The sequence below is a fragment of the Microvirga aerilata genome (genome assembly GCF_016743775.1).
Classification (GTDB): Bacteria; Pseudomonadota; Alphaproteobacteria; order Rhizobiales; family Beijerinckiaceae; genus Microvirga; species Microvirga aerilata.
In genome coordinates this window covers 1-12,247 of the sequence record NZ_JAEQMY010000107.1, presented here as the reverse complement: position 1 = coordinate 12,247, position 12,247 = coordinate 1, and the positions used below count along the sequence as shown (strand labels likewise).

The 12,247-nt window shown below is 60.4% G+C and carries 11 protein-coding genes and 3 pseudogenes; 5 read left to right on the top strand and 9 right to left on the bottom strand.

What is annotated here, in order from left to right; all coding sequences use genetic code 11:
- The 6 genes and pseudogenes from JKG68_RS34955 to JKG68_RS27900 all read right to left on the bottom strand — a co-directional run.
- A pseudogene (locus tag JKG68_RS34955) lies at positions 1-131 on the bottom strand (GTP 3',8-cyclase MoaA); the annotation flags it as partial.
- 110 nt (positions 132-241) lie between these two features.
- A pseudogene (locus JKG68_RS27920) lies at positions 242-697 on the bottom strand (molybdenum cofactor biosynthesis protein MoaE); the annotation flags it as partial.
- Between the two features lie 5 nt (positions 698-702).
- Entirely contained in the window at positions 703-960 is a 258-nt protein-coding gene (gene moaD, locus JKG68_RS27915; protein ID WP_202065244.1) for a molybdopterin converting factor subunit 1, read from the bottom strand.
- Between the two features lie 49 nt (positions 961-1,009).
- Complete coding sequence (locus JKG68_RS27910; RefSeq protein ID WP_202065242.1) at positions 1,010-1,393, bottom strand: c-type cytochrome; 384 nt, start codon at positions 1,391-1,393, stop codon at positions 1,010-1,012.
- Positions 1,394-1,679: 286 nt separating this feature from the next.
- Positions 1,680-3,974: a xanthine dehydrogenase family protein molybdopterin-binding subunit gene (locus JKG68_RS27905; RefSeq protein ID WP_202065240.1), complete on the bottom strand. Its 2,295-nt coding sequence runs from the start codon at positions 3,972-3,974 to the stop codon at positions 1,680-1,682.
- Complete coding sequence (locus tag JKG68_RS27900) at positions 3,974-4,429, bottom strand: (2Fe-2S)-binding protein (protein ID WP_202065238.1); 456 nt, start codon at positions 4,427-4,429, stop codon at positions 3,974-3,976. The genes JKG68_RS27905 and JKG68_RS27900 overlap by 1 nt, the downstream gene beginning before the upstream one ends.
- A 752-nt stretch (positions 4,430-5,181) precedes the next feature.
- Between JKG68_RS27900 and JKG68_RS27895 the strand changes: the two are divergent.
- Positions 5,182-5,491, top strand: a pseudogene (locus JKG68_RS27895) (transposase); the annotation flags it as partial.
- 183 nt (positions 5,492-5,674) lie between these two features.
- Here JKG68_RS27895 and JKG68_RS27890 read toward each other — a convergent pair.
- Positions 5,675-6,004, bottom strand: a complete 330-nt coding sequence (locus JKG68_RS27890) for an MliC family protein (RefSeq protein ID WP_202065236.1) — start codon at positions 6,002-6,004, stop codon at positions 5,675-5,677.
- Positions 6,005-6,262: 258 nt separating this feature from the next.
- Here JKG68_RS27890 and JKG68_RS27885 point away from each other — a divergent pair, with 258 nt between their 5' ends.
- Both JKG68_RS27885 and JKG68_RS33900 read left to right on the top strand, forming a co-directional pair.
- On the top strand, positions 6,263-6,955 hold the full coding sequence (locus tag JKG68_RS27885; protein ID WP_246515959.1) for an MBL fold metallo-hydrolase: 693 nt from the start codon (positions 6,263-6,265) through the stop codon (positions 6,953-6,955).
- Between the two features lie 2 nt (positions 6,956-6,957).
- On the top strand, positions 6,958-7,218 hold the full coding sequence (locus tag JKG68_RS33900; RefSeq protein WP_312891006.1) for a hypothetical protein: 261 nt from the start codon (positions 6,958-6,960) through the stop codon (positions 7,216-7,218).
- Between the two features lie 101 nt (positions 7,219-7,319).
- Here the strand turns inward: JKG68_RS33900 and JKG68_RS27880 are convergent, their stop codons facing one another.
- Positions 7,320-7,997 carry an HAD family hydrolase gene (locus tag JKG68_RS27880; RefSeq protein WP_202065235.1) on the bottom strand — a complete coding sequence of 226 codons (678 nt, stop codon included), beginning with the start codon at positions 7,995-7,997 and terminating at the stop codon, positions 7,320-7,322.
- A 209-nt stretch (positions 7,998-8,206) separates the two neighbouring features.
- Between JKG68_RS27880 and JKG68_RS27875 the strand changes: the two genes are divergently transcribed.
- Positions 8,207-9,103, top strand: a complete 897-nt coding sequence (locus JKG68_RS27875) for a pirin family protein (protein ID WP_202065234.1) — start codon at positions 8,207-8,209, stop codon at positions 9,101-9,103.
- A gap of 411 nt (positions 9,104-9,514) precedes the next feature.
- On the opposite strand, the gene JKG68_RS27870 is transcribed toward JKG68_RS27875, so the two are convergent.
- On the bottom strand, positions 9,515-9,805 hold the full coding sequence (locus JKG68_RS27870) for a hypothetical protein (protein ID WP_312891005.1): 291 nt from the start codon (positions 9,803-9,805) through the stop codon (positions 9,515-9,517).
- 359 nt (positions 9,806-10,164) lie between these two features.
- Here JKG68_RS27870 and JKG68_RS27865 point away from each other — a divergent pair, with 359 nt between their 5' ends.
- On the top strand, positions 10,165-12,141 hold the full coding sequence (locus tag JKG68_RS27865) for a DEAD/DEAH box helicase (RefSeq protein WP_202065233.1): 1,977 nt from the start codon (positions 10,165-10,167) through the stop codon (positions 12,139-12,141).
- The last annotated feature ends 106 nt before the right edge of the window (positions 12,142-12,247 follow it).

Genomic DNA, 12,247 nt, shown 5'->3' with positions numbered 1-12,247 from the left:
TCCTCGGACATGCAATAGACGCAGCGGAAGTCGCAGCGGTCCGTCACCGAGACGCGCAGATAGGTGATCGCCCGGCCAAACGGGTCCATCAAGGGTGTTCCGGGATCCAAGGCGTCCAAAGGCAGCTTCACGACGTTCCCTCCCGTTTGATTTCGCTTTGATGGGAGGTTAGCCCTTCCGGCGCGTCGCGCAACGGGCCTCCCGATGTGGGCTGATGCTCCTGATCGTGCGGAGCACCGTCCCAGGACCTCACAGCGAGTTCGTCAGAGGCCCTTGCCTCGACCCACTCCGCGACCGAACCGTCGGCGTGATGCTCCCGCTTCCAGAACGGAGCGGACAGCTTGAGCCAATCCATTAGGAACTCCGCCGCCGCGAAGGCAGCCCGTCGATGGCTCGAGGCGGTGATGACGAGAACGATGTTCTCGCCCGCTTGGATCGTTCCGTGCCGATGGATCACCGTCACTCCGAGCAAGGGCCATTGCAACGTCGCCTGCCTGACGATGCGGGTCACCTCGGCTTCCGCCATGCCCGGGTAATGCTCGATCTCCAGCGCAGCAAGGCGATCGTCTTCGCTGCGGCACAGCCCCGTGAAGGTGACGATGGCGCCCACGTTAGCGCCCTGCTCGCGGATCGCGGCCGTCTCCCGCGCAACATCGAAGTCGTCGCGTTGGATCCGGATCGTTGGGGTCGCTGTCATCACAGCTACCCTCCGGTCATGGGCGGAAAGAAGGCGATCTCACGAGCTCCATGGATGAAGGCATTGGGGCGAACGTGCACGTGGTCGACGGCGGCGCGGACAATCCCCTCGTTCTCAAAGGCATACTCGTATTCCTCACCTCGGCTCTTCAGCCAGGTGACGAGGTCCGCGACCGTCGCCACATCGGAAGGAAGGCTGACCTCCTCGTCCGACTTGCCGATCCGCTCGCGGACCCAGGCGAAATAGACCAGCTTCGTGTTCATGCCGTGCCCACGTCTCTTTCAGCTATTATCGGCTTGAGACGGTACCACATCATTGCTTCTTTCCCGTGGCGTCGAATTGCTTGAGATAAGCGATGAGATCATTGATGCGCTGCTCGTCTTTCAGGCCCGCATAGACCATCTTCGTTCCGGGGATCTTGGCGCGCGGGTTTTGGATGTACTCGCGGAAGACGGCTTCGTCCCAAGTGATGCCAGAGTTCTTGTTGGCCGGAGAGTAGTTGTAGCCCTCCACCGAGCCTGCCGTGCGACCGAACAGGCCATTCAAGTGGGGCCCGACGGCGTTCTTCGCGTTCTCACCCATCTGATGGCAGGCTCGACACTGCGCGAACACCTTCTCGCCCGCAGCCGCATCCTGGGCTTGGGCATGGCTGAGTCCGATAATGAGCATGGCACCGGAAAGAACGAAGGACCGCATGAAGAACTCCTTTGCTGGACAATGGACACATCTTGGGAGAGAGCAGGCAACGATGTGATGCGTTCAGTCGCCGAAGTCGGATTAAAGCCTACTGCATATCTATCTGGCTCAGCACGTCAGTCCGTGCAGATCAGGTAGAAAGTTTCATTCTCTGCAAAACTACTCATATTCGCAGGGTTATTGTTAATTGCATACTCGATTTGACACAGAAGCGGCTATTTCAGCTTAGCTTGGCATACTGCGTTGCAAGCAGGTGCACCAGGCAATCCGGCACACCTGAGTGCTGCTACGCCAAAAACTGATCCCGGATCGGCAACTGCCGTATTCGTTTGCCAGTTGCGGCAAACAACGCATTTGCCAGAGCCGGCGCAACTGGCGGCAGCCCTGGTTCGCCAACGCCTCCTAGTGGCTGGCCATAATCGTGAGACGCCACGAGATGAACATGAATCTCACGGGGAGTTGTATCGATCCGCGTGACCTCATAGCTGTCGAAGTTATTCTGCTCGACCCGGCCGTTTTTGAATGAGATTTCAGAAGTCGTCGCAAGCCCCACGCCCATTACAACGGCCCCTTCCATCTGAGAGCGGATGCGGTCGGGATTGATCCGAGGTCCACAGTCAATTGCAATGTCGACCCGCGGGATGACCAGCCTGTCCCCGTCTACCCGTACCTCGGCGGCGACGGCCACGTAGCTCACAAAGCTGTAATGGCCCGCAATCCCAAGCCCGTGGCCCTGCGGCAAGCTCCGACCCCAGCCGATGCCGGCAGCGGCCGACTCTATCACCTGCCGCAGGCGACCTGTATCAATCGGATAGAGCTTTGGGTCCTCGCCATGGTTCCAGGCATCTCCGATTTCGGTTGGGTCAATGATGCGGGCAGGGCCAATCAGGTCCAGAAGGTAGTCCTTCGGGTCACGTCCGGCAGCATGCGCTAACTCGGCAACAAACGACTGGATTGCGAACGCATGCGGTACGTTGGAGACCGACCGGAACCAGCCGATCCGGGTATGCGCTGTCGCCTCCGGGTTCTCCATGCGCACGTTCGGCACTGCGAACGGCGCATTCACCAAGCCCATGCCAAGTTCGAAGGGCAACTCGTGTTTGGGATCTGGGGCGAAGATGGAGCCGATCGTTGGTGCAGCGCTACGCTGCAACCAAGCGACTGGCATCCCGCGTTCATCGAGCCCGGCCTCAAGCCTCTCGACAGAGACTGTGTGGTAGTAGCCGTGATGAAGATCATCCTCCCGCGTCCATGTCACCTTTACGGGAGTGCCGCCCATGGTCTGACTGATCAGACCAGCTTCGAGTACGAAATCCGGCTTGGATTTGCGGCCGAAGCCGCCTCCAAGCAACGTGACATTGACCGTTACGTTCTCTTCAGGGATTCCAAGACGTTCCGATAGACGTGTGCGGGTGGCTTGCGGAGCCTGAACGCAGGCCCATGCCTCGCACTTGCCGTCCTTGATCTGGACAAGTGCGGCCGGTGGCTCCATTGGCGCCTGGGTCAAATGGGGGATGTAGTACTCAGCCTCGACCCGCTTCGCGGACTTGGCCATGGCGGCGTCGACATCGCCGTGCCTGCGAACCACCTTAGCGGGTTTGCGTGCCGCAGCCTCCAACTCCGCGCGGTAGGTGTCTGAGCTGTAGCTCGCATGTGGACCGTCGTCCCAGACGATCTTCAGCTTGTCACGCCCCTGCATGGCAGCCCAGGTATTGCGCGCAACAACCGCAACCCCGCCTAACGGCTGGAACTCGGACGGAATATTGGGTGGTGCGATCTGCACGACCCTAACAACGCCAGGAATCCTTAATGTCTCAGCATCATCAACGCTCCTGACGCGTCCTCCGAAGACTGGGGGACGTGCAACGACCGCGTAGAGCATGCCATCGGTGCGGGCATCAATCCCGTACACAGCCTTGCCGGTCGTGATGTCCTGGTTGTCGACCAAGCCGATCCGGTCCTTGCCGATGTAACGGAAGGCAGAAGGATCTTTCAGCTTGAACGTCTCACGTGTTGGCACCGGCTGGGATGCGGCGGCAGTCGCGAGTGCACCATAGTCGAGCCTGCGACCGGTTCGTTCATGCAGAACCGCGTGCTCCCGCGCACGTACCTCCTGGACCGGCACACCCCATTGTGCGGCGGCTGCTTGCTCCAGCATGGTACGGGCAGCGGCACCGGCTCGGCGCATCGGCATGAAGAAGTGGCGCAGCGAGCGTGAGCCGTCCGTATCCTGATTGCCGTATCGAGCCTCGTCGCCCTGTGCTTGGGCCACACGGACCTTGGACCAATCAGCGTCGAGCTCGTCCGCCACAACCATTGCAATCGAGGTACGAACTCCCTGGCCCATCTCCTGCCGGTGGCAGGTGACGGTGACAAGGCCATCCGGACTGATCGAGACGAAGATCTTCGGATCGTCACGCCACCCGTTCGGCATACCGTCGGCACCGAACTTCTGTTCCTGCGCATTAGCTCCAGACGGCAAGCCGATGGCGAGAACCAGCGAGCCGGCTGCAATGCCGGTCAGAAAACCCCGGCGGCTGACGTTCGCGACCTTTAATTCGAGTTCATTATGGTTTGGCATTAACGACCTCCCGTGCTGGCCTGCTTGATGGCAGCGCGAATGCGCGGGTATGTCCCGCACCGGCAGATATTGCCGCTCATCGTGCTGTCGATGTCCTCGTCGGTCGGCTTTGGGTTGTCCTTGAGGAGCGACGCGGCCTGCATGATCTGGCCGGGCTGGCAGTAGCCGCACTGCGATACGTTAAGGTCCCGCCAAGCGACTTGGACGGGGTGACTGCCGTCCGGCGAGAGGCCTTCGATCGTCGTCACCGTAGTGCCCAGAGCGGCCGCCATTGGGGTCACGCAAGCACGAACAGCAGTGCCGTCAAGGTGCACAGTACAGGCCCCACATTGGGCGACGCCGCATCCGAATTTCGTGCCGGTCAGACCTAATTCATCACGCAAGTACCACAGGAGCGGCATGTCCTCGTCGCCGTTGAATGATTTCTCGGCGCCGTTTACGACCAGTATCGCCATGGTCTTCTCCTCTGTCACAATTGAAAAACGCATTGATACTGTAATGCACTGACCACCTCGGGTCGTAGGCTACTCCACAACCCGTTGTACAAGACGCTCCCAGCAGCGCTGATCGTGCTCAGTGGCTTGCCGTGCTGCGAGAGCTTGGAGGAGAAAAATAGGGCAAGCTGGGCGTTCGACGAGCCTATTGAGCCGGTCCGAGCTCGCGCCGGGCCTCTTCGACGGCAGCTGAGCACCCCGAGGCGTTGCCTTCGCGATCGAGAGCCTGTGCCCGCCCCAGAGCCGCTCTTGCCTTCATAGCATTGTCTCCCCCGGCAAGCGGCGTCGCCGCAGCGGTCGCTCCGACATCGTGTTCCGGGAGCTTCTGTACCGATGTACCAGCAGGAGTCGGCTGCTTGTCGGCCTGCATAGCTTGAGACTCACGGGAAGCCGCAACAGCTTGGCCACCAGAGGACAGGGCCGCGCTTTTCGACACAGCTTCGTCAATCCGGGGCTCCAGTGCGCGGATTGTATCACCACAGGGCGACGCCAGCACTGGCCCAGCGCCAAGAAAGCCGCAAGTTATGACAGCAGTTAAGCTTAGCTGTTTCATGGCTTCTGTCCATCTGATCATCATTAGAACTCTAGTAAGCTGCAAACAGTTGCGAGGGCTGACCCGATAGAAGATACTGCTGGCGAATGTGCCGGAGCCCTTGAGGCAGGGATTGGCGTTCTGGGTTTGAGGGGGCAGTCCCACTATCCCGGAGGTCCTCATGTCGCTCCGCCCGATCCTGTGCCGTGATGTCCCGGCCGCGACGGCAGCCATCGCGCGTGCCGCGTTCCCGCATGGCAGCCCCTATCTGCGCCTGCGTGACCACCTTAGGACGATCTTTACCGATGCCCAGTTCGCGTCCCTCTTTGCCCCTTGCGGGCAGCCGGCCGAATGCCCGTGGCGACTGGCGCTGGTGAGCTTGCTGCAGCTCGCTGAGAACCTGTCCGACCGGCGGGCGGCTGATGCTGTCCGCAGCCGCATCGATTGGAAGTACCTTGCTGGGCCTGGAACTGACCGACCCTGGCTTCGATGCCTGCAGTTGGAGGACCGCTGGGAGCGGAGCGGTCATGGTGACCGTGTCACGTACAAAGCATATGATCGTGGAATAGAGCTAGAGTCAGCTCTGGATCAAAAGCAGCCCTTAAGCACGGTTTTGCAAAGGTCCGCTCACCGCGCACTCGCGGACCTCTGGCAGGCCAATCGAAAGGTTTCGCTTAACCGCCGGCCCGGCAGGTTGTTGATTTTCCTGCTCGGGTCAGAGTGGCCTCATTGCCCTTGATCCAGAACTCAACGTTGCGCTGCCTGTAGCGACCTCCATCCGCCGAGATTGCTTGCGGGAGCGTCTCGGTCGAGGATCCCGCATAGACAAGCTTCACGGATCCCATCGAGGTGCTTGGGGGAGAGAAGATAGCCTGAAGCTTTGTGCCATCCGCACAGCTGTAATGAGCAGGTTTAGGATCTTGGGCCACCGCTCCATGGGCGGCGCCTACCAGAAACAGCGCGGTCAATAGCGTCTGGCCGAGGGGAGGAGTCGAACGGTTCATGAGACAATCCCTTCTTTACCACCTGCCTTCAGCAACACCACATTGATGCGGTTTTGCCATCCCGAACTGCCCTGTTGAAAGCATTCGAGTACATCCTGTTCCTACCGGCCATCGTCCACTCGTATGGTAATAATGCGAGGATAACGGTTGGCTTTCATCCCTCTCCTGTGCCAGCATTTCTCATGCGAACGTTGATCTGAGAGTAGCGGAACCTTCATGAGGCTAATCCCATCGCTTGTTTCGATATCGATGCTTCTGATGCCCACTGCTGCTGTGTCGGGGCAAGGCTTCGACGTGATTGTCCTCGGCGCTTTGGGCGGCATTCAGGACGGCAATCTCAGCTCCTATCTCATTCGGCCACATGGGGACCGTAACGCCATCGCCTGTGATGCGGGCAGTCTGGTTAACGGTTTGAAGGTTGCTCAGGACAAGGGTGTCTTCGGGGATGTCAAAGTGCCTGAGGGCTCAACCGACAGTGTCATTGGGCACGTGCTGAAGAACGACATCAAAGGGTACCTGATCAGCCACGCTCATCTCGACCATGTGCAGGGGCTGGTGATCGCTTCACCCGATGACAGCAACAAGACCATCTACGGCCTGCCGTCAGTGAGTGCACAGATCGAGCAGACCTACTTCAACTGGAAAGCTTGGCCCAACATGCTGGATCGTGGCCAGCAGCCACACCTAAAGAAGTATCATCTGGAGGATCTAAAGCCTGGGGAGACCAAGGACCTTGCTGGAACTACGATGACCGTCACCCCCTTCCCGCTTAATCATGGAGGAGCCGAATCCACTGCCTTCCTCATCGAAAGCGGGGACGACGCCATCCTGTGCTTCGGCGACACCGGTCCTGACGAGGTCCAGAAGGCTTTCAACATGCAGACCATCTGGAAGGCCGTTGCCGACAAGGTGAAGCAGCGAAAGCTCAAGGCCATTATCTTATTATCTTAGAGGTGTCATACACCAGCGACCGGCCGGACAATCTGCTGTTCGGGCACATGACACCGAAATGGGCTCACAAGACCCTGCATGTTCTGGATCAGGAAGCTGGTGGCAATACTCTGAAGGGGCTGCCGGTCGTCGTGAGCCACATCAAGTACTCATTGAGCGATGAGCAGCCTCAGGAGGCGATCCGCAAGGAACTCGAGGCGGGCAACGATCTTGGTGTTCAGTTTGTGATCCCGGACCAGGGTGCGCTTTACCACTTCCAGTAAGGTGATGAACTTGCGTCGCCTCAGCGCCACGCCGGGGACGGGCCATCGCTTCCCCCGTGCGTGCCCACCGGGATCATCGTGTGCAGTCCCCTTCAAGCCGCCTATCGGAGGAGTTCCTTGACTGCCGGTTCCAAATCTGTGATCGGCTGGATGCTTGGCGGGAACTCCAGCGTCCGATCCTCCGGCCACGCGATGATGTGGGTTCCAGCCGCAAGGGCGGCCTGCGCTCCGGTTGGGCTGTCTTCGATTGCAATACATTGCTGGGGCTTAAGCCTGAGAAGCGTCGCCGCCCGCTCATAAGGCTCAGGGTCAGGCTTGCCGCGCACCACATCATTGATCGATACCGAAATAATGCCGGGCGTCTCCAAGCCCAGCACCCGGATGTTCGCGTTCACGACGATCCGGTCTGAATTCGACACCAAGGCTTGTCGGAGCCCCGACTGCTCGAATAGCCGCCAAGCCTCCAGCGCGCCGGGTCGCACTGCGATCTCCGCCGCATGGGCGGTGTAGTAGCTGTATTTCAGCCGGCGCCACTGGTCGAAGCTCATCGACAAGCCGAAGGTCTGCCGGCACTTCTCATAGACCACCTTCGCCGCCCGGCCAACGATCTCATGATGAAACTCGTCAGGGACTTCCACCCCATCCTTTGCCAGGGCATGGCGAAGGGCTCGAAAGTGCATGTCCTCGCTCAGGAGCAGGGTGCCATCGATATCCCACAGCACGGCACGAAACGGATGCTGTCCCGGCGCAACCTGGTCTTCTAAGTCTTCGTTCGTCATAGGATCAGCTCCATCGTGGGCTGGGAATGAGGACGACGCATGGGCTATTTCATGGGTGGACTCACACAGCTCCAAGCGTCAGGTCAGGAGGTATGGCCCCTCACCTACCTATTTCAATGATCCCATCGCGTCTTCAGGCCACATTTCAGCTGTCCTGAGGGCCAACCATCCCGACTGGGCTGCGGTTTGCGCTTGCCATAGAGGGTCTGATGCTGGATCTGGTGATTGCTGCAAGGCACAAGGATCTCGGCGGCTTCGAAGTCGGTCGCGTGCTGCCGTTCATGCGGCGGCGCATGGTTGGGCCGGTCATCTTTTTCGACCATATGGGCCCCGTAGATCTGCCGCCCCATGTGCCTCGGACAACCGACTTGCGCCCCCACCCGCACATTGGGCTCTCAACCGTCACATACCTGTTTAATGGTGAGATCATGCAGCGAGGCAGCACAGGGGCGCAGCAAGCCATTCGGCCCGGGGCCGTGAACTGGATGACGGCCGGCAGCTGCATCAGCTACTCCGAGCGGTTCGACGGCCCCATCCGGCAGAGCGGCGGACGAGTGCACGGGATCCAAGCCTGGGTGGCTCTCCCGGACGCCCAGGAGGAGACGGAGCCGGACTTCATCCATCATGGCGCGGAGGACCTCCCGGTTTTTGGGGAAGCGGGTGTCTCGGCGCGGTTGATTGCAGGTCGGGCTTTCGGGCTGACCAACCCGGTCAGGACCCAATCGCCCCTGTTCTATGTCCATGCCGAGTTGCAACCTGGCGGCCGGATCGGCATCCCGAGCGAGTATCCAGAGAGAGCCGCTTACGTGGTAGCAGGTCGAGTGGAAGCAGACGGGCGGGACTATGGCCCGGGGCAGATGCTGGTCTTCGCCGGACGCTCGGATCCGGTCCTGACGGCGCTTAAGGCCTCAACGGTTATGCTGCTGGGTGGTGAACCCTTGGGACCACGGCACATCTGGTGGAATTTCGTGTCCTCCCGCCAGGACAGGATCGAGCAAGCCAAGGCCGACTGGCAGAGCGGGCGCATTCATCTGCCTTTGAACGATGATCAGGAGTTCATCCCGTTGCCGGAAGAGCCGAGACCTGCTCCAGAACCAATGTCATAGGTGACACCCTGCTCGCGGTTACTCGCCAGGATTGGCAGTGGAGCAATCGTACGCGACCAGCTTGTTTCGCCAGCACATTACGATGTCATCAAGGAACTGCTGAATCTTATCCTCGGGTTGCAAGTGATCCTCAGGCGTGGCTGCTTTGAAGGTTGCTCGAAGCCTTTTCGAAAGTTCAGTGTACTTCCGAAACGTACCGGATGCAGATATCGCGCTGCGCTACTCCCTTGATCCAAATCCAACGCCCACCGACTCGTGAAGCGGACTATCCTCAAGCTTTGCGAAAGCTTTCAGGGGGTTGCGGGTTGTGGGCAGGGTTTGTGTCGTGACGCGACGATCGTGTGATCCGTACGCCGTCCACCAAGGGCCGCAGATCAGCCTCAAGGGCATGCGCTTCCTCCTTCGGGTAGGCTACTCTGCCCTTAATGTGAGAGCAAAGGACTTGATGTGCTTCGCCCTCTTCACGGGATCTTCGATCGTCGCCTTGGTCCATGTATAAAGGGGATAGCCATCAATTCCCTGCGCTTCTGCCTCCGCAACATAGTCTGCAAAAGCATCGAACTGACATTTCATTGTGGTGCGATGCTTCTCTAGGACCTCTGGCAGAGATGCGAGAGCCGGGTCGTCTGGATTCCGTCGCGCGATTCCCGCAAAGTCATCAGCCAAGTGAAGCCGCGTTTGATACTGCCATTGATCACTCATGCTTCAGCTCCATAGAAAACGCTGGGCGCAATCGTATAGGGAGCGGTCCAATGACAGATACTGTGTGCCCTTGATCCCGATTGTCCACACGAGTACGTGTTCTCGACCATCGTCGTGAGCAGCTTCAGATGCAGCTAGGGAACGCAACCGTCGGAGCAGCTTGGAGCTCCTCGGATTAGCTCAGTGTGCGATTGCTTATCTTCATGACCATCTCCGGAACCCGGTGGATTGATCGTCACTGCCCAACTCCTGATCACCTATAACCTATCCCCTTCACAACCATATCTGGTGGAGGGATTCACACGTCGCCGGAAACGCCCCATGCTGGATGCTGGTGATTTGCTTTCGGACCGGTCCCTATGTCCACGTCTCCTCAAAGGCCCCTGCGGGCGCATCAGCAGGCTCTTGCAGGCCTTGTCGCTGCAATGTCACGCGGTGAAGCGACAGGGGTCACCGACATCCTGGCGGCCGTGACGCCTGGCGGCGGCAAGTCCCTCCTCCCAGTGCTTGCTGCGGCTCGCCTGATCGAGGCCGGCCACGTCGAGCGGATTTGCTGGGTTGTGCCCCGCGACAGTCTCCGCCTACAAGCCGAAGAGGCCTTTGCCGACCCGGTCTGGCGAGCCGCGCTTGGCCACGCGCTCTCAGTTCGTGCAGCTGACAACGAACCAGACCCGAGCCGGGGCTTGGCTGGGTACATCACCACGTACCAGGCGATTGCGGCGGCACCGGACCTGCATCTTGCCGAACTCCGCCGCCATCGCACCCTGCTCGTGGTTGATGAGGTCCATCACCTGCCCACTCTTAGCGAGTACGAGCCAGCCGCATCTGCAAGTTCCGGTCAAGCTCCTGCCCTGAACGAAGATGCCTCAGCTTGGAGCCGGGCGCTGCTGCCACTTCTGGAGTCCGCAGCCCTGCGCTTGCTTCTCTCGGGAACCCTGGAACGGGCGGATGGCCGGCGCATCCTGTGGCTGCCTTATCGCACTGGACCCGACGCTGGCACGCAGGAGGTTGATCTGGAGGCTCCCAGCTGGGCGATCATCGGCTACTCACGAACTCAGGCGGTAGCCGAGCGCGCGGTGCTCCCCATCACCTTTGGTGCCCTTGATGGGGAAGCCAGTTGGCTGCAAGCAGGACGAACCGCGATGGACGACGTCCGGCTGGGCCCCCATCGTCTGTCCGGCCCCTACCCGACCGAGACAACCCGCCCTGCCCTGTTCACCGCTCTGCGGACTGGCTTTGCCCGGGAGTTGCTCCAGGAGGCCTTCAGGGCCACCCGTAATCTTAGATCACGCCGGCGGGCCGAGCGGGGGCTGGCTGCCAATGAGATCGTCCAGGGTCTCGGCAAGCTGCTCGTGGTAGCGCCTGATCAGCGTAGTGCCCGGCGCTACTGTGAGATGCTGCGAAGCTGGATGCCACCCTGGCAGGCTGAGAGGGAGGTGCGATTGGCAATCTCGAATGAGCGTGGTGCACCCGAGGCGCTGGCCGCCTTTCGGCTGACAGCGGAGCCGGCGATCCTGGTCACAGTGGCCATGGCCTACGAGGGGCTCGATGCGCCGGAGGTCGCGGTGGTGGCTGCTCTCACTCACATTCGCAGCCGCCCCTGGCTTGAACAGATGATCGCCCGAGCCACGCGAGTGGATCCTCATGCTGGTCCCTACGAGAGCCAGCGCGCCCTCGTTTTCCACCCGGACGATCCGCTGTTTGTCCGCTTCCGCCGCAGCATCGAGGCTGAGCAGGGGATGCTGGCCCGTCAGCGCCGGCGCAATGCTGAGGCGGAGACACCAGCTTGGCTCGCCGAGCATCTCGCGGCACACCGGGATGAAGGAGAGGGCCGTGGAATTACGCCCTTGGAGAGCAATGCGCTGGGTCTGCGCTACGCGACGTTGAAGCCCGGCCCGGTCTTCGAAGAAGCCCGCCGAGAACGAAAGACCGGCCAAGCACACCTGATTGAGCCGCCATCCGCGACGGAACGGCGGCTGCGGGCTCGCATCGGTGAGGCCGTTGCCGCTCAGGCAGTGGAGGACGAAGCCGGCCTGCAGGTGCCGCATGTTGGTGAGGGGCTCTACCATCGCTACAATGCGGTGCTGAAGCGGGTGTTCGGCAACAAGGGACGAGGCCAGATGACCCTGGCTGAACTTGAGGCAGCTTTGACTTGGTTGGAGCGCAACCGCCTCAGTGATCACCTCCACCACTTGGAAGGCGATCCTCGCTACGCTTGGACAGCGGCTCGACGGCGCCGCTTGGTTTGGGATCAAGCGTCCTCCTACGCCGGCTCCCAGTCTGAACGCTCGGCTACGTCGGCGATCATCGCTCGGAAGGGTAGGTCCCCCCAATAAGGCATTGAATTGCAGCGGCAGGGTTGGTGGCGTGCTCGGCCGCGTCAGAGTGGATCTGGTCGGTGTTCTCTTCCTCAATCAGGGTCTCCTGAATAAGCCCTTCGGC

Bases quoted from the DNA above. Each gene is read 5' to 3' on its own strand.
- moaD (WP_202065244.1), bottom strand. From the start codon at position 960: ATGAACACGAAGCTGGTCTATTTCGCCTGGGTCCGCGAGCGGATCGGC.
- JKG68_RS27910 (WP_202065242.1), bottom strand. From the start codon at position 1,393: ATGCGGTCCTTCGTTCTTTCCGGTGCCATGCTCATTATCGGACTCAGC.
- JKG68_RS27905 (WP_202065240.1), bottom strand. From the start codon at position 3,974: ATGCCAAACCATAATGAACTCGAATTAAAGGTCGCGAACGTCAGCCGC.
- JKG68_RS27900 (WP_202065238.1), bottom strand. From the start codon at position 4,429: ATGGCGATACTGGTCGTAAACGGCGCCGAGAAATCATTCAACGGCGAC.
- JKG68_RS27890 (WP_202065236.1), bottom strand. From the start codon at position 6,004: ATGAACCGTTCGACTCCTCCCCTCGGCCAGACGCTATTGACCGCGCTG.
- JKG68_RS27885 (WP_246515959.1), top strand. From the start codon at position 6,263: ATGCCCACTGCTGCTGTGTCGGGGCAAGGCTTCGACGTGATTGTCCTC.
- JKG68_RS27880 (WP_202065235.1), bottom strand. From the start codon at position 7,997: ATGACGAACGAAGACTTAGAAGACCAGGTTGCGCCGGGACAGCATCCG.
- JKG68_RS27875 (WP_202065234.1), top strand. From the start codon at position 8,207: ATGCTGGATCTGGTGATTGCTGCAAGGCACAAGGATCTCGGCGGCTTC.
- JKG68_RS27870 (WP_312891005.1), bottom strand. From the start codon at position 9,805: ATGAGTGATCAATGGCAGTATCAAACGCGGCTTCACTTGGCTGATGAC.
- JKG68_RS27865 (WP_202065233.1), top strand. From the start codon at position 10,165: ATGTCCACGTCTCCTCAAAGGCCCCTGCGGGCGCATCAGCAGGCTCTT.